A 25490-nucleotide genomic window follows, 5' to 3' on the forward strand; every position below is an offset into this window, starting at 1 on the left:
TTGTATACCCTTTTGTCGAAAAGTAATTATTACAATCTATTATCCAACCCTCAAAAAAATTCCTCTATTTCAAATATTACAAATATTTTTTGGAGCTTATTTAAATCCCACCTTCTCTTAATTCATTTGAACCTTTTTATAAATCCGTTCATATAAAATGTTTGAGCAAAAGACTTGAAAGTCAGAGATAGTCAAATTATAATATGGTTATAAGGTCAAAGATAGTCAAAGTCAAAACAGACATCTTTCACCTTACAATTTCTTTAAATAATGAATTGATTATAAATAATTAAGGAGGCCATCATATGCTTTGTGATCATTGTCAACAAAACCAGGCTTCGATTCAATTGAATGTCCAAGTGAATCAGAATAAGAAAAGAGTTAACCTTTGTAGCACGTGTTACGCAAAAGTGATGAATGGTCAAACAGCTTCATCACCAAAAGGTCAAATGGATGATTTCTTTCAATCCTTTATGGCCTCAGGACAAAATGGTTTCACTTCTCAGGAAGAGGGACCCCAAACTGAATCAGGAAATGGAAAAGGCGGCTTACTTGATAACCTCGGACGAAATTTATCTGACGCAGCAAAAGCTGGTTTAATCGATCCGGTCATCGGTAGAGAAAATGAGGTAGCCAGAGTCATTGAAACATTGAACCGTCGTAATAAAAATAATCCTGTTTTAATTGGTGAGGCAGGGGTCGGAAAAACGGCCATTGCTGAAGGTCTTGCGCTAAGAATTTCAGAAGGTCAAGTTCCTTCTAAATTAAAAAATAAAGAAATCTATCTATTAGATGTTGCTTCTCTTGTTTCAAATACCGGTATACGCGGTCAGTTTGAAGAAAGAATGAAGCAATTAATTTCAGAACTACAAAGTCGAAAAAATGTGATTTTATTTGTAGATGAGCTACATCAAATTGTAGGAGCTGGTTCTGCTGAAGGATCTATGGATGCAGGAAACATTCTAAAGCCAGCCCTTGCTCGAGGTGAGCTTCAATTAATTGGCGCTACAACGCTTAAAGAGTATCGTCAAATTGAAAAAGATGCCGCATTAGAACGTCGCTTTCAACCAGTAATGGTCAATGAACCGACAGTAGAAGAAGCCATTGAAATTCTAAAAGGTCTGCAGCCAAAATATGAAGAGTATCATGAAGTGAACTATACAGATGAAGCGATTCGAGCTTGTGTTTCTTTATCGAACCGATTCATCCAAGATCGTTTCTTACCAGATAAAGCAATCGATTTGATGGATGAAGCAGGTGCTAAGATGAATTTAACATTTGCTGTATCGAATCACGATGAAATACAAGAGCGTCTTCAACAAATTGCTACCGAAAAAAACAAGGCAGCAGAGGCGGAAGATTATGAGCTTGCTGCAAAATTAAGAACAGAAGAATTACAGCTTGAAAAACAGCTTGAAGAAACGTTGAAAAGTAACTCAAATATGAACCATTCAGTCGATCTTGAAGAGATTCAGCAGATCGTTGAGGGCAAAACGGGTATTCCTGTTCGTAAGCTTCGGGAAGATGAGCAAACGAAAATGAAAAACCTTGCAGAACGACTCAATGCCAAAGTAATCGGGCAAGAAGATGCCGTGAATAAAGTAGCGAAAGCCATTCGCAGAAGTCGTGCAGGGTTAAAGCGTCAAAATCGACCAATCGGTTCCTTCCTATTTGTAGGACCAACTGGTGTCGGAAAAACGGAACTTTCCCGTTCGCTCGCTGAAGAAATGTTTGGTGATCGAGAAGCGATGATAAGACTCGATATGAGTGAATATATGGAGAAACACTCTGTCTCAAAATTGATTGGTTCCCCTCCAGGGTATGTTGGGCATGAAGAAGCCGGACAATTAACAGAAAGAGTGCGTCGCAAACCATATAGCATCATCTTAATTGATGAGGTGGAAAAAGCCCATCCGGACGTGCAAAATATGTTTCTTCAAATTCTTGATGATGGCCGTCTAACAGATAGCCAGGGTAGAACGGTTAGCTTTAAAGATACGGTCATTATTATGACAAGTAATGCTGGAACATCTGAACGTAGAATTACAGTTGGTTTTGAATCGGCAGAAAGCTATACAGGTGTTATGGAAAGCTTAGGCGGTTATTTCAGACCTGAATTTCTCAACCGTTTTGATGGAATTATTCCGTTTAAATCACTCGAACAGTCTAGTCTCGTTACCATTGTAGACTTAATGATTAATGATTTAGATGAAAGTCTTGAAGAGCAGAACATTTCCCTTACGATTAGTGAAGCAGCGAAAGAGAAGTTGGCTGAACTAGGCTATAATCCACAATTTGGTGCTCGCCCTCTTCGCAGAGTCATTGAAGAACATGTTGAAGATGGTATTGCTGATTTGCTTGTTGATGAAGGAAGCATTCAATCGGTAACGGTAGAAATTGTAGAAGATGAAATTGTTGTCTCACGAGAAAACTAAACTTTTAAGACAAGAAAGTCGCTCCGAAAAAAGGAGCGACTTTTTTTCGTTAGATTTAACGAAAATAGGGAACGTATTAATAAGGATCCTGATTCCTTTCTATCTATGGCGTTGTCGAATTTTAAATTATTCTGACTTCTTTTGTAGTTATAAGTCGAAAAGTCAGAATATTAGTTAAAATAAGTTGTGAAATCTGCTACGTTAGATAAGGAAGGTCAGGAAAGACTTCTCTACTATTTTTATAAAGGAGCGAGAACAAAATGGAACTGGATCAGTTAGAGTTGAACCAGACGTTACAAGAAAGTCAGCCAGAAGGAAAGACAATTCCATATTTAACAGCACTAATTGGATGGAGTCTTCCCGCAATTGAGGCCTGTGACAAGTTAAATCGGCCTTTTGTAGTGGTGGGTCCTCCTGATTTTAAGGATTATGCCGAAAAGCATGACATTACTTTTGTAGGTTGGGAGTTTGACAGATTGAATGAAGGGTCAGACAAACTTTACAAGCAGCTTAAAGCACTCGGAGCAGAAGTAGCAGTGCCTCTTTATGAAGAGTGTGTCGAATGGGCTGGAGCGCTTAATTCGCGCTTTAGAGAAGAACCTAGGCTATTTAACCGTTCTCTTTTACTAAGAGATAAAGGGATGATGAAAAGAAAAGCACAGATGGCCGGAATTAAAGTAGGCGTCTTTGAAGAAGCAAGAGATAAAGAAGATGTAAAACGCTTTCTAAAAAGAGTGAATGATGCTCTTCTAAAGGTGGATGGAGATAAATATGAGCCCATTCATTGTAAGCCCTTAGATAAGGCAGGATCAGTTGGACATCGAGCCATTGATGATCCAGCAGATATTGATGCACTAACAGATAGTGATTTTCCACTTCTCATGGAAAGTCATCTTGATGGTCAAGAATTTTCATGTGAAGTGTTTGTAAACAATGGAAAAATACAATTTCTTAATATTACTGAGTACGTGAAGCTCGGTTACTCCAATTTCGTGCCGCCTTCCCCATCACTTGAAGAGAAGCGACCGATTATTCGTAAAGCGATTGAACAATTGATTGAAGCTTTTGAAATAGAAAATGGGGTAATCCATCCAGAGTATTTTATTATGCCAGATGGCACGCTTCATTTTGGAGAAGTAGCAGCTCGCGTTCCCGGTGGACACATTTTTGATCTGATTGAACGCGCTTACGGATTTAGCGCCTATGAAGCACAAATTCTTTGTAGTGATCCAAATACAACGGAAGAAGAGTTAAGAAAGTTCTTCCCGGCTGAAGATGAGGCGTTAGGATATGCTGGCTGTCTGATGGTTCATCCTCATGTGAATTACATTGAGAAGTTAACCATTCCTGAAGAGCTTGAAGACCATTCCTTCTTTGAGAAGCATGATATGTTTACGCCTCCGCAAGGAAAAGTGGCTGAACGTGTTGGGTTTGGAAATCATTATGGAACCATTTTCTTTTTTGGAGATGACAGTGCAGAGATGACTCGTTTACTTGTAGACTATGAAAAGTATGATTTCTATTTGTAGCATAATATCTTTACAATAAAGGAGAATTTGGCATGCCATCTGAAGTAACAGAAGGAAAGATTGCAAGGTTTTCCAGATCACTGACGCGTTTAGAGGAAGCGCCTTCTTACGCGAAATCGCGCTATCAGACAGATGTCTTTCAGGAGGCAAATCGCCTCTTGGAAACCGATGAAGGTCTTGAATTTTTATACCAGTATGCTCATCGCTTTGATGCGGCTGGTGTCTTCCAAGATGGGCCCTGGGAAGATCCTTCTAAGCTCCAGCCACCGCTTGTAGCTGGATCATTGCAGGCAAAAGGACTTCCTTATGTCATTGAGATGCTTAGCGATCTTCGTATGCTCGCAATAGCAGAAGGAAAAGGAGATCATCCAAAGGTTTCTCAAGAAATGGCCATGGAATTCTTAAACGAAGTCATGGCCCTAAACCTTGATTTACTTTTCCCGAATGCATCAGAAGCTTCCCGAATTGAAAAAAAAGAAAATACGGTAGAAACACAGCGATTATTTCAGTTTATTTCACAGTACCTTTCTTCAAGTGCTTTATCGGAAACGCTTATTTATGAAATTGAACGCTTAACCGCACAACGGCCGATCACTGTAAAAAGAACAGTATCGATGATTAAAATGGCAAAAGAAATGCTTCGCTCTGAAACAAGTGACGATCAGCGCAGGATGCTAGAATCGTACGTTTCTTCAATTGAAGGACCGTCCGAGTTAAGTCGTTCCTATCAGCAACCGAATGAGTACCGCAAACAACTGATGGCGCTATCAACAGAAGAGCTCCGAAAAGAGAGTGAGCAGCTTGGTCTCTCCATGCGAAAAACAGGACTTTGTTCACCGCATCATAGTGTACTTGCACGTTTCCTAAGCAGAAAATCGCCTCATCTCCTTTCCGTACTGCTTCAATTAACTGGGAAGGGAAAAGCTAATCTTGAAGAGCATGCGGAGCTCGTTCATCAGCTTATTAAAGTTTCGCTCTTTCCATCGACTTGTCAATCAGTTTATGGACTAGCCCTATTGTTAGAAAGAGGCGTCCTTTCTGCTTCACCGGTGATTCCTGGGTTGAGGCGGATGATTGAGCTGGATATTCGACCAGAAGTGCGAAGTGCATTATTTAATACGGTTGGTGAAGGAGAAGGTTTAACGGCTAACAGCATCTTGTTAGCGGGTGTGATTAGTGTTCTCGGTCAGCCGCTTGGTGTTGGACAAGGTCTAAACCCAACTTGTCAGGCCGCAAGAGGAATTAGCCTTTGGGCTCAACATGCGCCTGGATACTTGCTAGAGATCATTCCAAGAGCTGCAAGAGATGGGGATATCGATATGGTCTTTGAAGGTGTTCAAATTCATTCGAAAGACCTTCAAGGTGGACTCGCACCCGATCTCCATCCAGAACTTGATCCTGTATCGCTTGTTCTCGTTCCTCATCTTGATCGCATTTATAGTGAGATGATGAGTAGAGTGGCACTAAGAGGAGAAGATGGCCATCGCTGGGTAAACCCCGCATTTTATGGCAATTGGGTTCAGAAAGGGTTTAGCACGGTCATTGAACCGATTACAGGTAGTGTCACGGACTATCCAGGTTTCGTCAGGTTATTTTATGCGACACACCATCCGGAGTACAACGATGACTACGAATTAATCTACCCGAATCCGGTGGGGATTTTTATTACAAATGTTCATGGAAAGATGCTTGGTTTTCATGCGGTTTCCATTCAAAGAATTGCTAAAAGTCCAGATGGAGAATATCGCGTCTACTTTTACAATCCGAATAACGATGGTTCTCAAAATTGGGGGCAAGGAATTGAATGTACGGTTATGGGGAAAGGGGAACTTTCAGGTGAAAGCTCGCTTCCTTTTGAAGAGTTCACTTCACGTTTATATGCTTTCCACTATAACCCATATGAACAAGGAGATGCTTATGCCGTTGAAGCAGAGAACATCTCTATCGTAAAGTCTCTCGCTAAGGAAAGCTGGGGACAAGATTACACCTGGATTAGTAAGTAAATACTAATAAACAAACCTATATAGTTAAGCGTCAGGTAAATGATTTGTTTCCTGACGCTTTTTTTGATTTACTTAATTTATATTAAAAGGAGGCGGTCTCATGATCGAGCATGTTGTGTTATTTAAGTTTAGTGATGAAACAACGCTAGAGCAGAAAGAAGAAGGTATGAGAAGATTACTTGAAGTAAAAGACAAAATTCCAGGAATTGTTGATATTCAAGCGGGAAATAACTTTTCTGATCGAAGTCAGGGGTTTGAAAGTGGGCTAACAGTTCGTTTCGAATCAAAAGAAGCTCTTGAGGCATATGGTCCTCATCCAGCTCATCAGGAAGTTGTAGGCTATCTTAAAGAGATAGGGATGAGTGATGTACTGGCACTCGACTTTGAATGCATGTAAGAGAAGAAAGGAGGCTTTACATATGAAGGGGTTTGTACACGGAGGACAAGCAGGTCAAAGAGGATTATCACTGAAAGAGCAACTTGTTGAAGAACAGCCTCAACATGGTGAAGTGAAAATTAAACTAAAAGCTGCTGGCTTGAATCATCGCGATTTATTTATCCCTGATCGTCATCATCCAGAGGAACCAGATGTTGTACTGGGATCAGATGGGGCTGGAATCGTCATCGCAGTTGGCGAAGGTGTGAAAAAGATTCAGGAAGGTGATGAGGTGATCATCAACCCTAGTCTTGGTTGGGAAAAAAATGCCGCCATCCCTCCAGCAGGATTTCAAATTGTCGGTTTTCCTGGGCATGGTACTTTTGCAGAAACAATTGTTATTCCAGCTTCAAATGCTGTGAAAAAGCCAGAAAGCCTTACATTTGAAGAAGCAGCTGTCATAGGCTTAGCGGGATTGACAGCCTACCGCGCTTTGTTTACGAGAGGACAACTGCAAAGTGGACAAACCGTCTTTATTCCTGGAATCGGAGGAGGCGTTGCGACATTCTTGCTGAAATTTGCCAAGGCGGCAGGAGCGCGGGTGATTGTAAGTTCACGAAGTGAGCAAAAACGCCAATTGGCTCTGACGCTTGGTGCCGATCGTGCACTTGCTGATGATGCAGATTGGGGAGAAGAAACCACTAATGAAAAAGTGGACTTAGTGATTGAAAGTGTTGGAGCTGCAACATTTAATCGCTCTCTTGACGTGTTAGAAAAAGGTGGAGCGCTCGTTATTTTTGGTTCTTCAACGGGAGATAAAATTGAATTTGATTTGCGTACATTCTTTTACGGACAATATAACTTGCTTGGCTCCACAATGGGAAGCGCTGAAGAATTTAATGAAATGGTTGCCTTTGTACAGGAGAATTCTATAAAACCTGTTATGGATAGGGTATTTGACCTTCAAGACATTCAAGAAGCATTTGAACATTTGAACGAGAGTCATCAATTTGGAAAAATAGCAGTAAAGATTTCTAGCTCATGAAAAAAAGGAAGCCAATCGGCTTCCTTTTCAATGTTAATAGTAATACGGAGGATAACCATAACCATAGTAAGGATATGGTCGATAAAAAGGGATTAGACTAAGTGCGGCGATACCAGCTAACGGGAAGAAAAAACTACCGAATCTACGATATCGGCCGAATTGTCTTTGCATTTCCTGTTCATCACTTTCTTCAACTTCCTGTGGAATCATTAAGCACATATGCTCATCATCTGAACCCATAATAATCCCTTCATATTCTACGCCATCTTGCATTCTTACTTTAGCATGGTAGCTATGATAACGTTGACATAGTTGTTTCATATCTCCATGAAGCTGTTTTTCTTCACTGGGCATCATCGCGCCTTGAACGGCATTATTAGGCATGTTTCCTTGCATCGCACCTTGAACAGCATTATTAGGCATGTTTCCTTGCATTGCGCCTTGAACGGCATTATTAGGCATGTTTCCTTGCATCGCACCTTGAACAGCATTATTAGGTATATTCCCCTGCATCGCACCTTGAACGCCATAATTCATTTGATTACCGTACATGTTCATAAGCAGTTCCTCCTTTACACAACACAGGATATTCACCCATATTGAAAACAGTTACTAACCATTAATAATTGGGCGGAATGAAGGCAAAGATATGTTCTTTCTTGAAATTTCCATAAAGAAACTATACGATAAGTTCAAATGACCTTAAATACAGAGGTGAAAGATGAAAGGCTTTTATTTAACTAGAACAGAAATGGGAACGATTCTACAAACCATTCGTAGGCAGGAAGTGCCAGATCCGATCTTAATGAAGGCAGTTAAAAGATCTGGATGTAAAAAAGAACAGTTACCAACGATTTTTAGTAAATTATCAAAAGCTAGTGAAGGGAATTTTGGATTATCGATAAATGAAATAGTGACGCTTGGCAATCAGCTTGAGTACGCAAGTTTTCGTTCGACTGCTGTTCAAAATTGGGTGAAAAGAGACATCAAAGATTGGATAGGCGCCCCTCAACTGGGGAAAAAATACGCCATCGAGCAAGCGGCGATTTTATTTATTGTAGAAGATTTGAAGAATACACATGATTTTGAAAGTATTCGTCTACTTCTAAAGTTTGCGTTTAATAACCCGGCTGATCGAAATGATGACCTAATTGATCCCCTCTCTTTTTACACGGCTTATTCGCAACTATTTGGAGCGATCCATACGAAAGTAAAACCTTCTAAGGAAGATCTTAGAAAGAAGGCTATGGAGTTATCCTCCATTTTTACAGACCTAACTGAAAAGCAAAGAAAAGATATTGAAAAATTGCTTATCTCCGCCGCGCTTTCCGTTCAAGCTTCTTATTATCAATCATTATCGAAACAATATCTTGAAGAGGTATGGAAGTGAGAAGCGTTTTGGAAAAAGGGGAACACAAAAAAAACGAGCTGCTTCCTCCAATCAGGCCGCAGCTCGTTTCGTTTATTTAATTGAAAATTCGATCGTTTGTTTGTATTGCTCATCAGTAGCTAGCCACATTTCTAGTGTATAGTTTCCAGGTGCAAGATCTTCAATCATAATCGTATATTCAAGTACTTCAGCTTGTTTTAGTTCAACATTCTCTTTTTCTTTTACAAAGCTTTTATTAGCTGAATAGGTTTTCAGGGCTTCCCCTTTATCATCAGAGAGGACATAGTCATACTTTTGACTACTTGGAAAGTGAATCGTTTGAACTTGCTCCGTTTGATTTTGAAGACGATATAAGAAGGTGGCTGTATCATGTTGAATATCTTGTAGCGTAAGCGTTGGTTCAAGGGAGCCGGCCACAATACCGGAAGACCCTCCCGACACCTCTTCACTACTTTTGTTATTTGTGGTCATGAGTGAGTTCTCCTCTCCACATCCAGCTAAAGTAAGGAGGACCATTGTTCCAATCATCACGTATTTTAACATTCCATCACTCCTTTCTTGATTAGACGAGATGGAGATCTCGAAAGTTACAATTCTTTTGAACAAGCAGCAAAAAACAGGATATACAGTTAGATAACCCATATAATAGAGGGACAGGTTTATTGAAAGGAGATCGATAGAATGAAGCCGTCATTAGTAGATATACATGCCAAGATAAATGATAGAAGTGCAGATGTTCTTGGAAATGAACGGTTCTATAAATTTGCTGTTTTCCTACCTTTAATTGAACGTCAGGGAGAACTCCATGTTTTATTTGAAGTAAGAGCTCATACGCTTAGAAGGCAGCCTGGAGAAGTTTGTTTCCCAGGTGGAAAAGTAGACCGCCATGATCAAAGTCCTAAAAATGCAGCGATTAGAGAAACGTGCGAGGAGCTTGGGATTCTAGAAAGAGAAGTATCTGTCATGGGAGAATTAGATTTCCTTGTGACCTCTTTTCAATCCATTGTCTATCCTTTTGCAGGCGTGATTAACGTCGCTTCTGAACTATCTCCTAATCCAGATGAGGTAGAGGAGGTTTTTACAGTACCTCTTTCTCATTTTATCAACCATCCACCAGAGCGACACGATATTCGTGTTCATGTCCAGCCGGATGACAGCTTTCCTTTTCACCTTATTCCAAATGGTGAAGATTACAACTGGTCTTCCTCAAGTATGCCTGAGTTTTTTTATCACTATCGTGATTACGTGATTTGGGGGATGACGGCAAGGATTTTGTTTCATTTTATTCAATTATTGGATGTGAAATAGCCATAGAACTCATTTTTTAATTAAGAGCTATTGTGAATTAATTGAAATATAGGTAAACTAGAAAAGGTCGATTTATGTCGGTTTTTTCTAGTTTTTTTATTGATAACGAAAACGATCATGATCTTTCATAAGGTTATTCATTCGGAAGGTGTGATTTAGTATTAGCACGGTTTGTTGCAATTTTCGATCAAAATTAATAAGTAAACGACAAAAATCAACATCAAGATGCGAATGAATTAATTGGATAAAAGCGCAGTATAGAGAGAGTGTGCCAAACATTTCATAGGGGGAAAACAATGTTAACCATTATTTTTGTTTTACTTGCCGCGTCACTTGGGTTCTTTATTTACTCATATTTCGTAAAGGACTATGCGAAAGAAGTGAAAGGACAAGTTGATGATGTTTATATTAACTTAATGAAAGAACTAAAGACGGTAAAAAAACGTACCGAAATGTTAGAAAGCAAAGCAAAGTCAGTGAGTGGTGGTCCAAATGAGTAAGCAAGAAGCAAAAGGAATTGCAGCCGGTCTGCTGTTTGCAGCGGTTCTTTTAACAGCTTACTATTTTATGTTTTCACAAGCTAAAGCAGAAGAAAATGAAGTGACAGATGCAATGGTCAAACAGCATTTAGAGGAAAATGGCATGGTGATGGTTGCGAAGGAAGAATATGAATCTCTTAAAGAAGCAGAAAAGCCTGTCGTTGAACAAGAGAAGGAAACACAGGAAGCTGAGAAAGAGGATTCAGAGGATCAGCCTGAAGAGATTAATTTCACCATTAAAGAGGGCATGACGAGCCAAGAAGTGGCGCAAAGTCTTCAGAATAAGAAATTAGTCAAGAAATCGGATGACTTTATTAAATCACTCCGAGATATGGATAAAGAAATGGCTGTACAACCAGGAGATTACATCCTAAATACAGATATGTCTTCTGCTGATATAGTAGAAGAAATTACGAGATAGAGAAAACACCCGGCAAACCTGTGCCGGGTGTTTTCATTAGTTTCATTTTATGAGGTTATCTGGCTTAAGGTTTAATTTAGCGCGACACCGTTAGGAGAAGATGGAATTGTTAGAGGCTTGTCTAATGAATACCTTCCAATTTTGTCAAAACCCGTATTTTCAAAACGAATGGTTTCATAGTTGTATTGGGAAGCTACAAGCATTAATGCTTCAATTGTTTGCATGGCTTCTTCCTCCGATGCAAAAGTGCTTTCTTCTGTAAAGGTAATGGTTGCTTCTGATCCGTTTCCATCGAAAGAGTATATGGAAACTGTAGCTGGAATGGATGGGGTGAGAGAAGGAGTGTTCGGATCACCGTTTTTCATAAGAGAGAGAGCCATATCCATCTCAGCCCCTTCTTCACCTTGAAGGGCCGGTCCATTTACGAGAAAATGCGTCCCAGTACTTGACTCATAAAGATAAAAAGGGGTCGGCTTCTTATTTACTAAAGGATCAGCTTCACCAAAATTCCCCAGTGTGTACCCTTCTTTTCCATTCGTTTGCCAGCTAATTTGGTCCGCCCCAAGGCTTTTTGCCAATTGCTGAACGCTATCGTTTATCATGATAGATTCTGTAGATGAAAGCCCATCACCAGGTTCTGAAAAGTTGACGACAAGCGTTGGATTTTCACTCGTAGTGATAAAATCAAATGTAGCTTCGCTTATTGGTGAGTGTTCAAGTGCATAATCGGAAGCAGGAAAGTTCGTTAAGATGAAATCGATATTTTCTTGTGTACTTTTGCTTTTATCTAATGAAAAGGAAAGCGGTACAAGTAGCATGCTCTCTGGATCAGGGTACGAAATGACTACACTTGTTCCTTCAGATTGTTGAAATGCTGGGATGTAGTTATGAAACACAGTCGGCTCTTCAGCAGGTGCTAAAGTTGCATGTTCTGCTTTTGAATCATTTCCACTAATCGAAGGAGTAGCACTTGTTTCTTCTGAATCAGATTGGGTGATCGCTATATTCGTAGCTTCGTTATTTTGGTTGAAGAGGCCAGGCGTAATGAGAACAGCTAGCAATAGAACAATAACAGCAGCGATCCCCGGGATGATCCAGGGCGTTTTCTTTTTCGTTGATTTCAACATCTGTTCATTCCTTTTTTTCTCGATATTTTCATAAATCGTTTCTTTGCTTCTTTCATCTTTTACAACGGGTAGCTTAGAAAGAAGGGATTTTGTACGATCGTTCATCATAAGACCCCCTTTAGTTGATGATTGGATGGATCATCGACAAGTTCTCTTAGGGCTTTAATCGCCCTGTGCTGAGTTGTTTTCACTTTACTAACACTCCAGTTTAGAATTTCGGCGGTTTCGTTTATGGAGAGTTCTTGAATATAGCGAAGAATAAGAACCTGCTGCTGATCAAGTGTACATTCTCTCAAACACTTATAAATGGTCTGCACTTCTTCCTTTTGAAGCAGAATTTCTTCAGGAAGAGGGGCATCATCTTTTGGCTGCTGTTTGTTAAAATCAAACTTGCTAAGCCATCTCGATGTTCTTCGGTTGTGCGTTCGTAAATAATCGATTGCGATATTTCTCGCAATGGCAAAGAGCCACGTCTTTTCATTGCTACGTTCCTCGTAGTTATTGTAAGAACGAAGCACATTAATATAGACTTCTTGAACGAGTTCTTCTGCAATGGCTCTGTTTTTTACCATATAGAATAAAAATTGAAATAAGTTCGTATGATAGTGGTCGTACAAGCGCTCAAATGTCTTATCCATTCTCACCCCTCCTTCTTCTATAAAACAAAACGAGTTATCTATTGAAAAGGTTACAGGAAGATGACAAAACGAGGGGGCATTTGTTCACAAATGATAGAAAAGTGGGATGACTTTTGAATTTTTCTCTTCTTCGATAAAATGGGATTTAGTTACCGCTTTAGAAAGGAGAATGTCATGCAGTCATCGGTAAAGTCACATGATTCGTCCATTTTCTATGGATGGTATATTGTCATAGTAGCAGCTATTGCGGTCTTTTTTTCAGGACCGGGACAAACTTACGGCGTTTCTGTTTTCATAGACTATTATATTCAAGAATTTGGATGGAGTCGATCGCTTGTTTCCGGTATTTATTCCACAGCGACATTAGCAGCAGGGCTTTTACTATTTATTGTTGGAAGATTAGTAGATAAATATGGTCAGCGCAGGATGATGCTAACGATAGGAGCGTTCCTTGCAGTTGCTTGCTTTTGGAACAGCTTTGTTGTTGGACCTGTTATGCTATTCATTGGCTTCTTTATGCTTCGGTTATTTGGGCAGGGTTCGATGACGCTTATACCAAACACGCTAGTCCCTCAATGGTTTATATTAAAGCGCGGCAGGGCCCTAAGTTTTATGGCGATTGGTGGATTCCTTAGTTCTGCTTCTTTCCCGCCGCTAAACACCTGGTTAATTTCCTCTTTCGGTTGGGAAAATGCTTGGAGAATTCTAGGTATTGCTCTTATTGTCGTTTTTTTACCTGTGGTTTATTTTATCGTGAAGAATAAGCCTGAAGATATTGGCCTTCTTCCTGATCATGCCGTTTCGAAAAAAAGGCTTGCAGAGCGCCGTGAAGAGAAACTAGAGGAAGAAGAAGAGGATGAGGAATTTGAGGTAAATTGGACTGTGAAGGAAGCCATGAGAACGAGGGCATTTTGGCTCATTCTTTTTTGTGTTAGTATCCCAGCTCTAGTGAATACTGGTTTAACGTTCCATTTATTTTCGATACTAGGAGAGCAAGGAGTGCCAGGCAGTACGGCTGCCATTATCCTAAGTATTATGGCGATTGTCGGTTTTCCTGTAACAATGGTATCCGGGTTTATTCTTGAGCGTGTTCACGTACATATTGTACTTGGACTATCTTTTGTCGGACAAATCATGTTTCTTCTTCTTTTAACTCAAGTTCAAAGCTACTTGCTTGCGATTGTATTTGCCGTTCTTTGGGGAATCATCGGTGGAATTGAGCGAATCACCCTAAATATTATTTGGCCAAACTATTTCGGAAGAGAACATCTCGGGAGTATAAAGGGAATTGCGACGACAACAATGGTTATTGGCTCAGCTTTTGGGCCGCTTCCGTTCGGAATTGCATTTGATCTTTTTGGAGGTTATACAGAAATTCTATTGATTATTCTCATCTTTCCTGTCCTAGGATCGGTTGCTGCGTTTCTGTCACCACCTCCACGAAAACAAGCCTAACAAAGCGCTTCTTCTGTCGTTCGGAAGGAGCGCTTACTTGTTTAGGAGCGAATAAACCACTACATCATAATAATGCCTATGCATATAAATATGATCATGAAAATGCCCTTCTTTATGAAAACCTAATTGTTCAAGCCGTTTTACTGCTGAACGGTTATCTTCAATCGTTTGGGCATAAATTTTATGAAGTTTCATTTGTTGAAAACCATAATCAATAATGGCTTTTGCCGCTTCAACCCCATATCCTCCGCTCCAGTAATTTTTAGATAGGATAGCGCCAATCTCTGCTTTTGAAGACGTACGATCCCAGTTTTGAAAACCTGCTGTACCGATTAATTCTCCTGAACTCTTTAAGCGAATTCCAAATCGAATCGTGTGTGTCAATAAGATGGAGGAGGGGTCTTTGTAAGCTCGAATGTAGTGAAGCGCCTGGGTTTTTGTTTTCATTACTTTCCCGCCATCATAATACGTAACATTTGGATCCGAAAAAATTGAGAAAAGAGAGTTTTGATCTTCTTCCTTTAGAGAAGTAAGGATAAGCCGCTTTGTTTCTATGGTAGGAAAGTCTTTCAATCACTTCACCATCCTTTTACCCTTACCATATGTTCTAGATCGAAAGGGTAGAGGGCGGATATCCCATAGAATAGCCCGAATTCAATTAGGAGGTGTTTCCGACACGAATCGTAATGAAATTCTTGAGAAGTTCATTACGATTCTTCTCATATTCTTCAGGGGAGAGTGTTGAGCGTTCTAGACCATTGTCAAAAAGTAAAATTGAGTTTTCTGAAATCGATCGAGTAAACGAGTACTGATATAAATAAGAAAAACCGGGTCTTGTGGCTGGAAGCATTAAGTATGGCATTCTCGTTGCTCCTGGTCTTCGTCGCATGGCAAGCGCCTCTATCATTCCTTCAATTGTTCGAAAACCTAGGCCGTGGCCGAAAAAAGTACCATCTCCCAAGTCAACGATGTTTTCTCCCTGCCATTCAGGTGTAAGAGGATTTACATCAGGATTCTTTACATAACGAATATCTCCAGGAAGATAGTCAGGTGGAATGTTATGCACAATTTGTAAATCTTGATCGAATTTCCATCCCCACAAACGCATATTGGCAAATAATTGATTGAATTTGGGAGCTGGCAACATTTTCACAGCAGCATGATAGAGGATAATGATCATCGCCGTAGCACACTCAAAGGCGTACATCGGTCCGTTCCGATAAATATCCAAAATCGCTTCTGAAGCAGGTACACCGCTTTTAAGTTGAAACGCACCGTCTGGTAAGAGATGCCAAAACATTGGATTACACCGAGAACGATAAAAATCAGCAAATTGAGCCCCGCTGTAGTAAAGCTCACGTGAACTACTCGTTATGGATACGCGAAATCGGATTTCAAACAATAAAGCATCGATGGACCTGAAGGCATACGTATAAGAACTCATGAACATGACGTCGAGAATGGTTAATTCAAGTGGGCTGTGTATTCCAGCATTAACAATAATTTCTTTACTCGCACTGCTACCTGCTATTGTTATCATGCTGAACCTCCTCCATGAACATTAACTGGGCACTCAGGGGGCGATTCATCCACTCGATCCATTCACTACGTGACCTCATTCGAATTCTGTACGAAAGATTAGCTAATTGTTCTTTTTCATGTTCAGATAGGGATTGAAATCCATGTTCCCTTAAGGGAACATTTTCTATAAAAGAGAAGCTTTCCCGATACTTTGTATCGTGATCGACAATGTATGGTGTGAGCTCAGCAGTTAACTCATAGCTATTTTCATTATGAAGAAGATATGGAAGGTTTTCTTCATACCAACTTCTAAAGTAGACGTAGGGGTCATCGCTTTGGTCTAAACCAGAAATAAAGTGGAGAAGCTCCCTTGCAAATGCAACTTCTTCTTCATGAGGCGATAATAGTTTTTCACCAATTGGAAGAAGACTTGAAATGTTTTGAGAGGAAAAATAAGCCCAAGTAACATAGTGAGTCGAGTGGCCAGCACGTCTTCGCTTGAAAAGTAAATTTGAAACAAGGGAAAGATCATCGGGGTGTTGATAAATTGTTGTCAGTAACCCAGCGGCACGATCAATCACTAAGCGAAAACGGGTATTTAATTTCTCGTCAGATCCTGTTTCTACCATCCATCTGAGGACAGAATGGATGTATTGTGGAAGATCACAGATGGAATATGGGAATGGAGCTGCTGGTGCGCGCTCTTTTGCAAGAATATCCTTTTGAATTGATAAAGCAATTTTGTTTCGATCTGATAAGTGTTTGGCCATGTGATGCTCTCTTATGAAAGATGAGAGGACATATAAGGTCGGATACGTAAGCGTTTCTTCATTTAAGAGAGAGGTTGCTACTTTTCTATCGTGATCAATAAGCTCCCTCATATATTGCTCCAGACGTTTAATGCCTTCTGTTTTACGGATGATTTCAAGTGAGACAGAGCGTTTCAACGTGTTGCCTCCTTTCGAAAATGCACTGTTACAAGCTTATTCGAAAGAAGGGCACTTCATCACATATATTCAAGTTTCCGATTTTTATGAAACCTTTGGCTAGTCATCCCGTCTTAAAGGTAGATGCTCGTCATGAAAGGAGTAAATATATGAGGAATAAGGCTGTGCGCATTGGCTTTCAATTTATCGCTGCGTTCTTTGGTGTGTTGTTACTTGGATCCTTACCAGGACTATTTACTGGAATGAGGTTGGACCCTGGGGGTTACATGAAAAGACTACAAAGTACGATTGAACAAATCATTCATTTTCAACAGTTAACGTTTCGTTCAGGAAATGAGAGTTATCAACTTTTTCCTAGTATTTTAGATTATCTTACCTATTCTATTGTGATTTTGTTCAGCGCTTTACTTCTTGCTTTTTTTGTTGCATTTCTATTTACATATCTCACTTATCGTTCTCCCAAGTTCATTCAAAAATGGTTCAAAAGAGTCGCTTTTATGACAGAATCCTTTCCAGATGTCTTTGTGCTCGCACTTGTTCAGATCGGTGTGATTTGGTTTTACAAAAAAACAGATTTCCTATTGATGGATGTTGCAGCATTTGAACGCATTTATACGATGCCGATTCTCATTCTCTCTATTTTACCTGCCTTGTTATTGTATAGGATTATGCTACATGTTCTAGAGGAGGAAGTGGAGAAACCATATGTTGAACTTGCAAGAACAAAAGGGGTAGATTCAACAAAAATATTTTTAGTCCATGTTTTTCGAAATACAATTTTATCAATCTATTTCCATTCGCGATCAATTGTTTGGTTTGCACTATCGAATCTTTTTATCATGGAATATGTGTTTAACCTTAATGGATTGATCCGTTTTATGTATGAGCATCCTACACCGGAAATCTTTACAGTAAGCGCACTCTTGCTTTTTATTCCAATATTTATTTTTTTAACAATTTATCAGCTTGTAGCGGAGCAGGCCGCTAAGGAAGAAGCCTTACTATAGGTGAAAAGGAGGAGAAAATCGTGAAAAGTGCGCTGAAAAATCCAATGCTTGTGATAGGAACAGCCATTATTGCTCTTCTACTTGGGAGCAGTTTGTATTATTTCTTCGTTTATCAAGATGTTGTGCCACAAACGTCTATGCTTTATGATCAAGACGGAAACTTAGTTGACCGTTCCCCATTTACGCCATTGCAGGTTCCTCCATTTGGTACAGATAAGTATGGTTATCATCTACTAGATCAGATCATCATTGGGGCAAAGTATACAATCGGCATTGCTTTTCTAGTAGCATCAATGAGAATGGCGCTCTCGTTTGTTGCAGGCGCTATCGGTGGGACTTATTTTCGGAGAACGTTAAGAAGCACATCAGGATTCGTAGATGCTATGCAGTACATACCTATCTCCCTGCTTTGTTACTTTATTCTTAGCGGGGTTTTAATGGAAAACGGTATGGAAGGGACTTTCCAATTTTCATACCTTGAACGCATTGTCTTTGAAATTGTTATTTTAACTGCGGTTGCGATTCCGACCACAACAACGTTAATATCGAATGAAACAAATGCCATTTGGGGAAAAGGATTTATTGAGGGAGCCAAAACGTTAGGCGGCTCTAAAGTGCATATTTTAACTAAACACATCTTGCCTCATCTTGGACCGCGGATGGTGATCATTTTCCTACAGCAAATAATTAATGTGCTCATTCTCTTACTGCATCTAGGCTTATTGAAATTGTTTTTCGGTGGAACTTTCTTTAATCCAGATCCGATCTTAGGAGATGAATACCGTTCTGTATCATCTGAATGGTCAGGGTTAATCGGCTCTACCTTTCAGTTTCTACCATACAATTCGTGGATCCCTCTCGTTCCTATATTGTTTTTTGTCCTTGTTATTTTTAGTGTGAACTTAATGCTAGAAGGATTTAAGCAATTAACTGAAAAGCAGACAATGAAACGTTCAACAGTTAATAAACGAACTGAAAAGAATAAAAGAGAAATCGATTCGAGCGCATTTTATTTCCTAGGAAGATCTGAACAGGCAGAAGAACGAAAAACAGCCAGCAGGTAGTATTAGCTTCTTATCTATACTGAGGAAACAGTTAATATTCAAAAAGGAAAAGCACAATACTATGCGCTTTTCCTTTTTTTGATGATTTATTTGCTTAGGAGGACGAGTACCATTGAATCTTGTTATCCTTCTTGCTTTTTGAGCCTTTTAGATAAAAGGATTCGTCTACTTCATCAAAATAAGCCATAGTAGGATAATCGCTGTCTCCTTTTAGTGTCAGTTCTACATTATAGTAGTTCCAAAGGTCATTGGTATTGTTGTTATCCGTTTGATACAGATGGGAGAGTACAGCTAAATATTCTGTTGCCACCTCCTTCATCTTCTGCTCGGATAGTGTCTCCGAAACCATAAGATCGAGATAAACAGTGGAATCCTTTGAAAAATAAGTAACATCGATAATTTCCAAATCACGGTGAGCAATTTCAGAAGCGCGCTTCATATACGCAGCACTAACATAGGGAGCATTCTTTTCAAGGAGTGAAGCCTCTTGTATTTTAGGTGCGTCCAAGGGAACACCGGTAACAGACAAGGTGGTAATGATAAATAAAGCGATACAGGCGACTATACCAATCCACTCTAGCGTTAAATTTCGCTTTTTCTTATTTTTACTGTAATGGGCAAGCAGGATGTTCTCAAGCATTCGTTCTTTTTTTCGACTCGTAAAGTGTTGTTTATGAAATAAAGCTTCTTTTACTCTTGTTTTTAAATGGTTGTCCTCCATCTTTGTATTCACTCCCTTTCTTTGTTCAGACTTAATTCAAGAAGACGACGCGCACGATGTAGTCTCGATTTGATCGTTGCCTCTTTTGTATCAAGGAGTGAACCAATCTCTCTTATCGATAAATCTTCATGGTAGTACAGAATAAAGGTTTCTCGGTATTTTAAAGGAAGTTGGAAAATGGCTGTTCGTAGCTTAATGGATTCTTCATTTTTTACAACTGTAAGTTCGGGAGAGGCGGTGTGATGTTTGATAAATTGCATCATCCGATTCGTCAGGATGATATTACGAAAAGACCAGCTTCGAACATGATCATGACATCGATTAATTGCGATGCGATAGAGCCAGTTTTTTAACGAAGCTTCTCCCCTAAAAGTATGAAGCTTTAGAAAGCAAGCAAGAAAAACTTCCTGTACAATGTCCTCCGCTTTTCCCCAATCTTTCGCATATGTATAAGCGAGCCTTACTAAGGATTCACCGTATGTTTCCATTAATTCTTCGATTAATTCCGTTTTTTGAACAGTTGTATAGTTGCTAAAATCGAATCTAAAGTCATCCTGGGAGTTTTCGTTCATACAATCATCCTTTGAGAAGCGTTTACTATAGAGACGAATCTGAAGATGAAAGGTTGCAATTACCACTAAATAATTTGATCTCTATGCCCCTTTTTCCTCTTTTTAAACGATATATAAGGTGAGAGCGTTTAACTTTTACTATAGGACAAGGAGGAAGTAGAGAATGATACTCATTGATGCTGGTCACGGTGGAAAAGACCCGGGGGCAATGACAAATGGATTAAAGGAAAAAGATTGGAATTTAGAGGTATCGCTACATCAATATGAGTTTCTGAAAAACCTTGGAATTCCTTGTAAGGTTACGCGAAACGCAGATGTTGATTTGACCCCTGAAAAGCGTTCTGAGCTCGTTAAATCATCTGGGGCAACCGTTTGTTTAAGCAATCATTTTAATGCGGGCGGAGGAAGCGGAGCAGAGGTGATTTATTCGAAATATACAGCTTCCGGTTTTGCTGAAAATGTGGCTAATGCATTGAAGAAGACTGGTATGCCCATACGTCGGATTTTTTCAAAAGAGGGGTCCAACGGGAAAGATTATTATTTTATGCACCGATTAACTGGCAATGTTGAAACCCTCATTATTGAATATGGCTTTCTTGACTCTGCTATCGATCGAAAGAAATTAAATGTACGCTCCTTTCGGTTTCAGTTAGCAGAAGAAGCAGCACTTGCAGCTGTGCGGTATATAAAAGGCGATCTTACGAGACCGATGTATTTGGTTCAAGTGGGTGCTTATAAAGAGAAGAGGAGGGCTGAAGAATTACGTGAAGAATTGAAGAAAAAGGGCTACGAAGCCTTTGTGAAACAAGACGGTAAAAGTGTGTAAGGATACAAATAAAGGGAGTGAGGCTGTTGGCCTCACTCCCTTTATTTATCATGATTTTTCTACCTATTTCATAAAAGCTTTAAATTCACTGTTTCGTTGCTACTTCATGTTAGTAAGCGAATCATTACTTAAGCAAATCGGGATTTTCGCTCTTAGCTCGCTTCACTTTGGGTTTGCGAATGCCACCTGCGATATCTGCTTTCTTAAAGTCTTTCGCGTATTTTACCTCTTGAGCGTCGCTTAGAGAAAAACCACTTTCATGTATCGGTTGATATTGAGAATTCTTAGCCATTTGTAATTCCTCCTTGTAATGTCTCTTATTTTGGGGTTACCCTTGTGGAATTTCCATTAAACATTCATGTCTAACTTTGTTAAACAAATCATGTTTGTGGTACTTTATTAGTAAACCATTACTTGTTGGAGGCGTTATGAGAAGAAAGAGAGTATTAAATCTATCGATTGCTAGTATCGTGGTGCTTGTTAGCATTTTTGTGATTGGAAGGTACACATATGTGCATGAAGAACATCTTGAAAGAGGAGAAGTCATTAAGAAAGAAAGTACGGATCATCATTTCTATGTGTTTGTTCAGGCAGAAGGAGAAGGTGAGGCCATTGAATTATTGATGGAGGAGGAAATGGCCTGGAACCTTGTGCAGGAAGGCGACGTATATGAAGTGGCTTATTCCTGGTATGGCTCAAAAGAACCGACAATTGAAGAGATGAAGCAAATAGAAAGAGAATGAGTGAAAATACTCATTCTCTTTCTATTTAATGATTCCTGTTTCTGAGATCTTCACTTTTACCTTTGCTTCTAGATTTAGTTTTGAGTATTCTTTATCCCACTGTTTAGGGTGCCATGCTTCATGATGATAAGCGTTTAGATCCCGACCTATTCCAAGAAAATCACAGTTCGCTTCTTGCAGCTTTGCCAGTAAATTGTTACCTCTTTCCGTTAATTTCTTCGATAACTCATCCGCGATGTCTTTTACCTGACTTTCTTTAAAGAGATGATCTTGAGGATATTCCTCGATATTCCCTCTCACTTCAAGATGGACAACGGCTTTACTTACATTCCCATTCTGAAAGGAATACTTAATATCTGATTTTGCATTTTGAATGTTAATGGTAACGGTTTGAGTAAGGAATCCTTGGTCGTGTTGCTCGCCAATATTTTCAACTATACTTGCTTTTTTCCTTTTGGCATCAGCCATAAGAAGTAGAAGTGTAGCGTCAAAAGGAGGGAGGACTTCCCCGGTAAAGTTTGATTGATGAAATAGAGCAATTCCGTTTATCTCAGGTGCACCGACCTCTTCATTATAACTAATGTATGGAAAGGCATAGTCCTGTCCAATATCATGAGAATAGCGAAACGCTTTTTCTACTGTCATACGCGGAGCTTCTGTTTTATTCTCAGCGCCTTTAATAAGATTCGTTGTAAATTCGGTTATCAGCGTATCGCCAATATGATCTAAATTGAAGATGTCCTCTGCTCGTCCTTCAACAATGCCGATACGAGCATCCAGAGGACTCTTAGGATCCCTATATAAGATATCGAACATATGATCAATGTCATGCTTAGCGACTTCATCACCTAAAAGAAGGAGCTGGTTTTTGGATGCGGTTACCTGCTTCGAAATGATGCGGTCCATTTTTATACGTGTGTCTCTAGGAGAAGAACCTGCAACGGATAGAACCCGATTAGAGTAGACGCCACCTTGACTAACTGGAACACCAAGATTACGAACAACAAACGTTGTACGAATTTCATTCTCATTTTCGTAGTCAAATCCTGCACCATAAATAAGTTTGGATTCTTTTAAAAGTTCTTGATCCCAGCAAGAGGTTAGGAATAGAAGACTAATCGAACAAATAATGGAAAGGTATCGTGTTTTTGTCATTGTGATTCCTCTTTCTTCTTAAATAAAAGGCTAACAAGCAAAAGAACGAGGGGGAAGCCAAGTGCAAAAAAATAGCTTGCCTTTGCATGGTAACTAGAAAGCATTTCAACGGTATAGCGATCATGAGAAAACATTGAAAATATCAGAGCGAGGATAGCCGCTACCAATATCGAACCAGTTGTTTTTTTTCTCTTTGTTAAGTGTTGAATGCCTCTACCAGCAATGTATAAGTAAGAAACGTATGAAGTCATAACCGAAATGATCCAGATGGAAAGGAAAAGCAAATCAACTCGGTCCACGATAATAAAAGACACACCTTTTAACATATACACGAGAGGTTCTGGAATTATTTCAAGCTGACCAGGACTAAAAAAGACATACGTTGTAAATGTCAAGAAGGTATATAAACTCGTTACAGCTATATTGGCCAAAGTTAGACTTTTAAGTGCTGCTTTTCCCTTGTTTTGCACATATGGATAGACAAATAATACAATTTCAAAGCCGAGCATAGAGACAATCCCTTTTTGCGTCGCTTTAAAAATAGTGCCCATACCATTTTGTCCAAGAGGAAGAATGTACCGTATATCTGCATCCTTTAACGTATAAGCAGACATCAAGACAAGCGGAATAATGAGGACCGAAACAAATTGATAAAACCTTCCCATCACCTTGATTTTCCCAACTGCAAGATAGGTCCCGCTGACCGTTAACAATAGCAAAATGACGAGCATCGGAGTGCGAAACAAAATCCAGGTTTTGATGGTTGTTTCAAATAGCTCCAACACAATAACAGCAGTTGCGATAGCGAAAGCAACATACAGAAAGGAAATGATGAACGCTACATACTTACCAACAATTTTAGGTGCATATTCAAATAACGTTAAAGAGGGGAATCGCTTGCTTAAAAAATATAGGATAAAAACAACGAGCTGAATGGCGCCACCTGTGATCATAAGTGTAATCCATCCATCAGTTCCCGCTTCTGCATATAAGGACGATGGAAGGGAAAGAACTCCTACTCCTACTTGGGTTTGAAAAATAATGAAAAAGAGCTGTGCGTTATTAATTGTGCTAGTCGTTTTCATTCTTTTTCCATCCTCTTGAACGCCATTCCTGCTTACGATACTGGGCATGGACATCTGTTGGTCGATTTCCAAGCAACCATCTTGGCAGACGAATAATCGAATCTTTTAATTCATTAAAGCGAAACGGTGCAAGAGGTGAAAAGTAGGGTGTACCGAACGTTTCTAAGCCACATAAATGAATCAGGATAATGGATAGTCCAAATACAAGCCCTATGAAGCCAAAGGAGGCTGAGAGAAGCATAAGTGGAAATCCAAGGAGCCGAATTGACATACTCATTTCATAGGAAGGAACAGCAAAGGAAGAAATAGCCGTTAGTGCTACTACAATAATCATCATATTAGAGACAAGATTCGCTTCAACGATCGCTGTTCCAATCACTAAACCTCCAACAATACCGATTGTTTGTGCAATGGGACCAGGGAGGCGAATGGCAGCTTCTCTTAACAATTCAAGGATAATTTGCATGATGAGTGCTTCGAGTAATGGTGGAAACGGCACATTTTCGAGCGAACTTTTAATATTTAATATCAATTCAGCAGGTAGCACCTCAGAGTGAAAGGATACCGTGGCAATATAAAGGGAAGGTAGCCCTAAAGCAAAGATAAAGCTCGCCACTCGAATAAGCCTTAAAATGGAACCGATGTACCACCGACTATTGTAATCTTCTGGTGATTGATAAAAGGCAAAGAACGTGACGGGCATGACTAAGGTAGAAGGACTCCCTTCCATCAGTAAACCGATTCGACCTTCGATAACATGAGCCGTTAACCGATCTGGTCGTTCTGTACTTAGCATTTGTGGAAAAGGAGAAAAAGGCGAATCTTCGATAAACTCTTCTACATATCCAGGCGTTTGAATCGAGTCCGTTTGGATTGACGTAATTCTTTTTTCAACTTCTTGAATGAGGTCTGGGTTGACAAGGTGCTGCAGATAAATAATAGCTAATTTTGTGTCGGTTGTTTTTCCAACTTGAAAGAAACGTATCACAAGGTTAGGGTTCTCGATTCTCCGACGAAGCATTTGAAGGTTTTGCATAATATTTTCAACAAATCCTTCGTGTGAACCACGAACCACCTGCTCATTTATTGGTTCAGACACTGCCCTAGAATTTGCAGAAAAAGCCTCTAGTAAATAAAAGTGTTGATAACCTTCTATAAAGAGAACCACAAAGCCCTTAGTTAATCCAGAGACAGCTTCTTGTAAGTTCTTAGAACGTCGATATTCCTTAGATGTTACCGTATCTTCTATGTCTAATTTGTTCTTTTCCATTAATGGTTTCATAATTGTTTTTTGAAGCTTATCTTCATCAACTAGTGGATCTAAGTAGGCAAGGATGCAGGCAATATTTTGAATCGTCATTCTTCTGAATTTAATATCCTCTGTATGATGAAATTTCGAGATAATATATTCTTTGTTTTGCTCAAGAGAAAAAAATGCCTCACATGATTCAGTAGCAGTAGGAATTTGATAAGGTTCATTTCGAACTGATTTTCGTTTGCCGCGTCTCATGGTGCATCCTCCTCCAAATAAGAATAGTTGGTTATAGCTTGCGATGAATTGGTAAAGTTATGTATCAAGATTT

At 39.5% G+C, this 25490-nt stretch carries 27 protein-coding genes; 14 read left to right on the forward strand and 13 right to left on the reverse strand.

Annotation, left to right across the window (positions count from 1 at the left end):
* Nucleotides 1–305: 305 nt before the first annotated feature.
* The 5 genes from LC090_RS18740 (at nucleotide 306) to LC090_RS18760 (ending at nucleotide 7388) form a co-directional block, all read left to right on the forward strand.
* A complete protein-coding gene (locus LC090_RS18740; RefSeq protein WP_226659537.1) occupies nucleotides 306–2435 on the forward strand; it encodes an ATP-dependent Clp protease ATP-binding subunit in 2130 nt (709 codons plus the stop codon).
* A gap of 260 nt (nucleotides 2436–2695) precedes the next feature.
* Entirely contained in the window at nucleotides 2696–3964 is a 1269-nt protein-coding gene (locus LC090_RS18745; RefSeq protein WP_226659538.1) for an ATP-grasp domain-containing protein, read from the forward strand.
* Nucleotides 3965–3996: 32 nt separating this feature from the next.
* The gene (locus tag LC090_RS18750) at nucleotides 3997–5967 is read left to right on the forward strand and encodes a hypothetical protein (RefSeq protein ID WP_226659539.1); all 1971 of its coding nucleotides are present in this window, start codon (nucleotides 3997–3999) and stop codon (nucleotides 5965–5967) included.
* Between the two features lie 100 nt (nucleotides 5968–6067).
* The gene (locus LC090_RS18755; protein WP_226659540.1) at nucleotides 6068–6364 is read left to right on the forward strand and encodes a Dabb family protein; all 297 of its coding nucleotides are present in this window, start codon (nucleotides 6068–6070) and stop codon (nucleotides 6362–6364) included.
* A 22-nt stretch (nucleotides 6365–6386) separates the two neighbouring features.
* A complete protein-coding gene (locus tag LC090_RS18760; RefSeq protein ID WP_226659541.1) occupies nucleotides 6387–7388 on the forward strand; it encodes a zinc-binding dehydrogenase in 1002 nt (333 codons plus the stop codon).
* Between the two features lie 33 nt (nucleotides 7389–7421).
* On the opposite strand, the gene LC090_RS18765 is transcribed toward LC090_RS18760, so the two are convergent.
* Complete coding sequence (locus LC090_RS18765; protein ID WP_226659542.1) at nucleotides 7422–7946, reverse strand: hypothetical protein; 525 nt, start codon at nucleotides 7944–7946, stop codon at nucleotides 7422–7424.
* A 163-nt stretch (nucleotides 7947–8109) separates the two neighbouring features.
* On the opposite strand from LC090_RS18765, the gene LC090_RS18770 reads away from it, so the two are divergent.
* Nucleotides 8110–8778, forward strand: a complete 669-nt coding sequence (locus LC090_RS18770) for a DUF1836 domain-containing protein (protein ID WP_226659543.1) — start codon at nucleotides 8110–8112, stop codon at nucleotides 8776–8778.
* Nucleotides 8779–8850: 72 nt separating this feature from the next.
* On the opposite strand, the gene LC090_RS18775 is transcribed toward LC090_RS18770, so the two are convergent.
* On the reverse strand, nucleotides 8851–9321 hold the full coding sequence (locus LC090_RS18775; RefSeq protein WP_226659544.1) for a BsuPI-related putative proteinase inhibitor: 471 nt from the start codon (nucleotides 9319–9321) through the stop codon (nucleotides 8851–8853).
* A gap of 138 nt (nucleotides 9322–9459) precedes the next feature.
* On the opposite strand from LC090_RS18775, the gene LC090_RS18780 reads away from it, so the two are divergent.
* From LC090_RS18780 to LC090_RS18790, 3 genes are all read left to right on the forward strand, one after another.
* Nucleotides 9460–10086: an NUDIX hydrolase gene (locus LC090_RS18780; protein ID WP_226659545.1), complete on the forward strand. Its 627-nt coding sequence runs from the start codon at nucleotides 9460–9462 to the stop codon at nucleotides 10084–10086.
* Between the two features lie 296 nt (nucleotides 10087–10382).
* Nucleotides 10383–10586: a hypothetical protein gene (locus tag LC090_RS18785; protein ID WP_226659546.1), complete on the forward strand. Its 204-nt coding sequence runs from the start codon at nucleotides 10383–10385 to the stop codon at nucleotides 10584–10586.
* Nucleotides 10579–11046 (forward strand): endolytic transglycosylase MltG, encoded by a 468-nt coding sequence (locus tag LC090_RS18790; RefSeq protein WP_226659547.1) that lies wholly within the window; start codon nucleotides 10579–10581, stop codon nucleotides 11044–11046. The genes LC090_RS18785 and LC090_RS18790 overlap by 8 nt, the downstream gene beginning before the upstream one ends.
* A gap of 71 nt (nucleotides 11047–11117) precedes the next feature.
* Here the strand turns inward: LC090_RS18790 and LC090_RS18795 are convergent, their stop codons facing one another.
* Together LC090_RS18795 and LC090_RS18800 are read right to left on the reverse strand one after the other, a co-directional pair.
* Entirely contained in the window at nucleotides 11118–12278 is a 1161-nt protein-coding gene (locus LC090_RS18795) for a hypothetical protein (RefSeq protein ID WP_226659548.1), read from the reverse strand.
* Nucleotides 12278–12811 (reverse strand): RNA polymerase sigma factor SigX, encoded by a 534-nt coding sequence (locus LC090_RS18800; protein WP_226659549.1) that lies wholly within the window; start codon nucleotides 12809–12811, stop codon nucleotides 12278–12280. Before LC090_RS18800 ends, LC090_RS18795 begins: the two co-directional genes overlap by 1 nt.
* A gap of 174 nt (nucleotides 12812–12985) precedes the next feature.
* On the opposite strand from LC090_RS18800, the gene LC090_RS18805 reads away from it, so the two are divergent.
* Nucleotides 12986–14266, forward strand: a complete 1281-nt coding sequence (locus LC090_RS18805) for an MFS transporter (RefSeq protein ID WP_226659550.1) — start codon at nucleotides 12986–12988, stop codon at nucleotides 14264–14266.
* 33 nt (nucleotides 14267–14299) lie between these two features.
* On the opposite strand, the gene LC090_RS18810 is transcribed toward LC090_RS18805, so the two are convergent.
* The 3 genes from LC090_RS18810 to LC090_RS18820 form a co-directional block, all read right to left on the reverse strand.
* Nucleotides 14300–14839, reverse strand: coding sequence for a GNAT family N-acetyltransferase (locus tag LC090_RS18810; protein ID WP_226659551.1), 540 nt, complete (start codon nucleotides 14837–14839; stop codon nucleotides 14300–14302).
* Between the two features lie 85 nt (nucleotides 14840–14924).
* Nucleotides 14925–15806, reverse strand: coding sequence for a protein-glutamine gamma-glutamyltransferase (locus tag LC090_RS18815; RefSeq protein WP_226659552.1), 882 nt, complete (start codon nucleotides 15804–15806; stop codon nucleotides 14925–14927).
* Complete coding sequence (locus tag LC090_RS18820; protein WP_226659553.1) at nucleotides 15787–16734, reverse strand: hypothetical protein; 948 nt, start codon at nucleotides 16732–16734, stop codon at nucleotides 15787–15789. The genes LC090_RS18815 and LC090_RS18820 overlap by 20 nt, the downstream gene beginning before the upstream one ends.
* Nucleotides 16735–16883: 149 nt before the next feature.
* Here LC090_RS18820 and LC090_RS18825 point away from each other — a divergent pair, with 149 nt between their 5' ends.
* Both LC090_RS18825 and LC090_RS18830 read left to right on the forward strand, forming a co-directional pair.
* Nucleotides 16884–17741, forward strand: coding sequence for an ABC transporter permease subunit (locus LC090_RS18825; protein ID WP_226659554.1), 858 nt, complete (start codon nucleotides 16884–16886; stop codon nucleotides 17739–17741).
* Nucleotides 17742–17761: 20 nt separating this feature from the next.
* Nucleotides 17762–18805 (forward strand): ABC transporter permease, encoded by a 1044-nt coding sequence (locus LC090_RS18830; RefSeq protein ID WP_226659555.1) that lies wholly within the window; start codon nucleotides 17762–17764, stop codon nucleotides 18803–18805.
* Nucleotides 18806–18899: 94 nt separating this feature from the next.
* Here the strand turns inward: LC090_RS18830 and LC090_RS18835 are convergent, their stop codons facing one another.
* Nucleotides 18900–19526: a hypothetical protein gene (locus tag LC090_RS18835; protein WP_226659556.1), complete on the reverse strand. Its 627-nt coding sequence runs from the start codon at nucleotides 19524–19526 to the stop codon at nucleotides 18900–18902.
* An 8-nt stretch (nucleotides 19527–19534) separates the two neighbouring features.
* Complete coding sequence (locus tag LC090_RS18840; protein WP_226659557.1) at nucleotides 19535–20098, reverse strand: sigma-70 family RNA polymerase sigma factor; 564 nt, start codon at nucleotides 20096–20098, stop codon at nucleotides 19535–19537.
* Nucleotides 20099–20261: 163 nt separating this feature from the next.
* Between LC090_RS18840 and LC090_RS18845 the strand changes: the two genes are divergently transcribed.
* Nucleotides 20262–20924: an N-acetylmuramoyl-L-alanine amidase gene (locus tag LC090_RS18845; protein ID WP_226659558.1), complete on the forward strand. Its 663-nt coding sequence runs from the start codon at nucleotides 20262–20264 to the stop codon at nucleotides 20922–20924.
* Between the two features lie 124 nt (nucleotides 20925–21048).
* Here the strand turns inward: LC090_RS18845 and LC090_RS18850 are convergent, their stop codons facing one another.
* The gene (locus LC090_RS18850; RefSeq protein WP_226659559.1) at nucleotides 21049–21216 is read right to left on the reverse strand and encodes a YfhE family protein; all 168 of its coding nucleotides are present in this window, start codon (nucleotides 21214–21216) and stop codon (nucleotides 21049–21051) included.
* Between the two features lie 136 nt (nucleotides 21217–21352).
* Here LC090_RS18850 and LC090_RS18855 point away from each other — a divergent pair, with 136 nt between their 5' ends.
* Nucleotides 21353–21667 carry a hypothetical protein gene (locus tag LC090_RS18855; protein WP_226659560.1) on the forward strand — a complete coding sequence of 105 codons (315 nt, stop codon included), beginning with the start codon at nucleotides 21353–21355 and terminating at the stop codon, nucleotides 21665–21667.
* Between the two features lie 21 nt (nucleotides 21668–21688).
* On the opposite strand, the gene LC090_RS18860 is transcribed toward LC090_RS18855, so the two are convergent.
* The 3 genes from LC090_RS18860 to LC090_RS18870 are packed head-to-tail and all read right to left on the reverse strand — an operon-like array spanning nucleotide 21689 to nucleotide 25417.
* Complete coding sequence (locus LC090_RS18860) at nucleotides 21689–22822, reverse strand: Ger(x)C family spore germination protein (RefSeq protein WP_226659561.1); 1134 nt, start codon at nucleotides 22820–22822, stop codon at nucleotides 21689–21691.
* Entirely contained in the window at nucleotides 22819–23907 is a 1089-nt protein-coding gene (locus LC090_RS18865) for a GerAB/ArcD/ProY family transporter (protein WP_226659562.1), read from the reverse strand. The genes LC090_RS18860 and LC090_RS18865 overlap by 4 nt, the downstream gene beginning before the upstream one ends.
* The gene (locus tag LC090_RS18870) at nucleotides 23894–25417 is read right to left on the reverse strand and encodes a spore germination protein (protein ID WP_226659563.1); all 1524 of its coding nucleotides are present in this window, start codon (nucleotides 25415–25417) and stop codon (nucleotides 23894–23896) included. Before LC090_RS18870 ends, LC090_RS18865 begins: the two co-directional genes overlap by 14 nt.
* Between the last annotated feature and the right edge of the window lie 73 nt (nucleotides 25418–25490).

Origin of the sequence: Guptibacillus hwajinpoensis, assembly GCF_020524165.1 — a bacterium.
Lineage (GTDB): Bacteria > Bacillota > Bacilli > Bacillales > Guptibacillaceae > Guptibacillus > Guptibacillus hwajinpoensis_D.

Coding starts and splice junctions, on each gene's coding strand:
- LC090_RS18780 (WP_226659545.1), top strand. CDS start 9,460: ATGAAGCCGTCATTAGTAGATATACATGCCAAGATAAATGATAGAAGT.
- LC090_RS18755 (WP_226659540.1), top strand. CDS start 6,068: ATGATCGAGCATGTTGTGTTATTTAAGTTTAGTGATGAAACAACGCTA.
- LC090_RS18850 (WP_226659559.1), bottom strand. CDS start 21,216: ATGGCTAAGAATTCTCAATATCAACCGATACATGAAAGTGGTTTTTCT.
- LC090_RS18765 (WP_226659542.1), bottom strand. CDS start 7,946: ATGAACATGTACGGTAATCAAATGAATTATGGCGTTCAAGGTGCGATG.
- LC090_RS18760 (WP_226659541.1), top strand. CDS start 6,387: ATGAAGGGGTTTGTACACGGAGGACAAGCAGGTCAAAGAGGATTATCA.
- LC090_RS18795 (WP_226659548.1), bottom strand. CDS start 12,278: ATGAACGATCGTACAAAATCCCTTCTTTCTAAGCTACCCGTTGTAAAA.
- LC090_RS18745 (WP_226659538.1), top strand. CDS start 2,696: ATGGAACTGGATCAGTTAGAGTTGAACCAGACGTTACAAGAAAGTCAG.
- LC090_RS18740 (WP_226659537.1), top strand. CDS start 306: ATGCTTTGTGATCATTGTCAACAAAACCAGGCTTCGATTCAATTGAAT.
- LC090_RS18870 (WP_226659563.1), bottom strand. CDS start 25,417: ATGAGACGCGGCAAACGAAAATCAGTTCGAAATGAACCTTATCAAATT.
- LC090_RS18865 (WP_226659562.1), bottom strand. CDS start 23,907: ATGAAAACGACTAGCACAATTAATAACGCACAGCTCTTTTTCATTATT.
- LC090_RS18790 (WP_226659547.1), top strand. CDS start 10,579: ATGAGTAAGCAAGAAGCAAAAGGAATTGCAGCCGGTCTGCTGTTTGCA.
- LC090_RS18835 (WP_226659556.1), bottom strand. CDS start 19,526: ATGGAGGACAACCATTTAAAAACAAGAGTAAAAGAAGCTTTATTTCAT.
- LC090_RS18860 (WP_226659561.1), bottom strand. CDS start 22,822: ATGACAAAAACACGATACCTTTCCATTATTTGTTCGATTAGTCTTCTA.
- LC090_RS18845 (WP_226659558.1), top strand. CDS start 20,262: ATGATACTCATTGATGCTGGTCACGGTGGAAAAGACCCGGGGGCAATG.
- LC090_RS18800 (WP_226659549.1), bottom strand. CDS start 12,811: ATGGATAAGACATTTGAGCGCTTGTACGACCACTATCATACGAACTTA.
- LC090_RS18785 (WP_226659546.1), top strand. CDS start 10,383: ATGTTAACCATTATTTTTGTTTTACTTGCCGCGTCACTTGGGTTCTTT.
- LC090_RS18775 (WP_226659544.1), bottom strand. CDS start 9,321: ATGTTAAAATACGTGATGATTGGAACAATGGTCCTCCTTACTTTAGCT.
- LC090_RS18805 (WP_226659550.1), top strand. CDS start 12,986: ATGCAGTCATCGGTAAAGTCACATGATTCGTCCATTTTCTATGGATGG.
- LC090_RS18750 (WP_226659539.1), top strand. CDS start 3,997: ATGCCATCTGAAGTAACAGAAGGAAAGATTGCAAGGTTTTCCAGATCA.
- LC090_RS18855 (WP_226659560.1), top strand. CDS start 21,353: ATGAGAAGAAAGAGAGTATTAAATCTATCGATTGCTAGTATCGTGGTG.
- LC090_RS18825 (WP_226659554.1), top strand. CDS start 16,884: ATGAGGAATAAGGCTGTGCGCATTGGCTTTCAATTTATCGCTGCGTTC.
- LC090_RS18840 (WP_226659557.1), bottom strand. CDS start 20,098: ATGAACGAAAACTCCCAGGATGACTTTAGATTCGATTTTAGCAACTAT.
- LC090_RS18815 (WP_226659552.1), bottom strand. CDS start 15,806: ATGATAACAATAGCAGGTAGCAGTGCGAGTAAAGAAATTATTGTTAAT.
- LC090_RS18770 (WP_226659543.1), top strand. CDS start 8,110: ATGAAAGGCTTTTATTTAACTAGAACAGAAATGGGAACGATTCTACAA.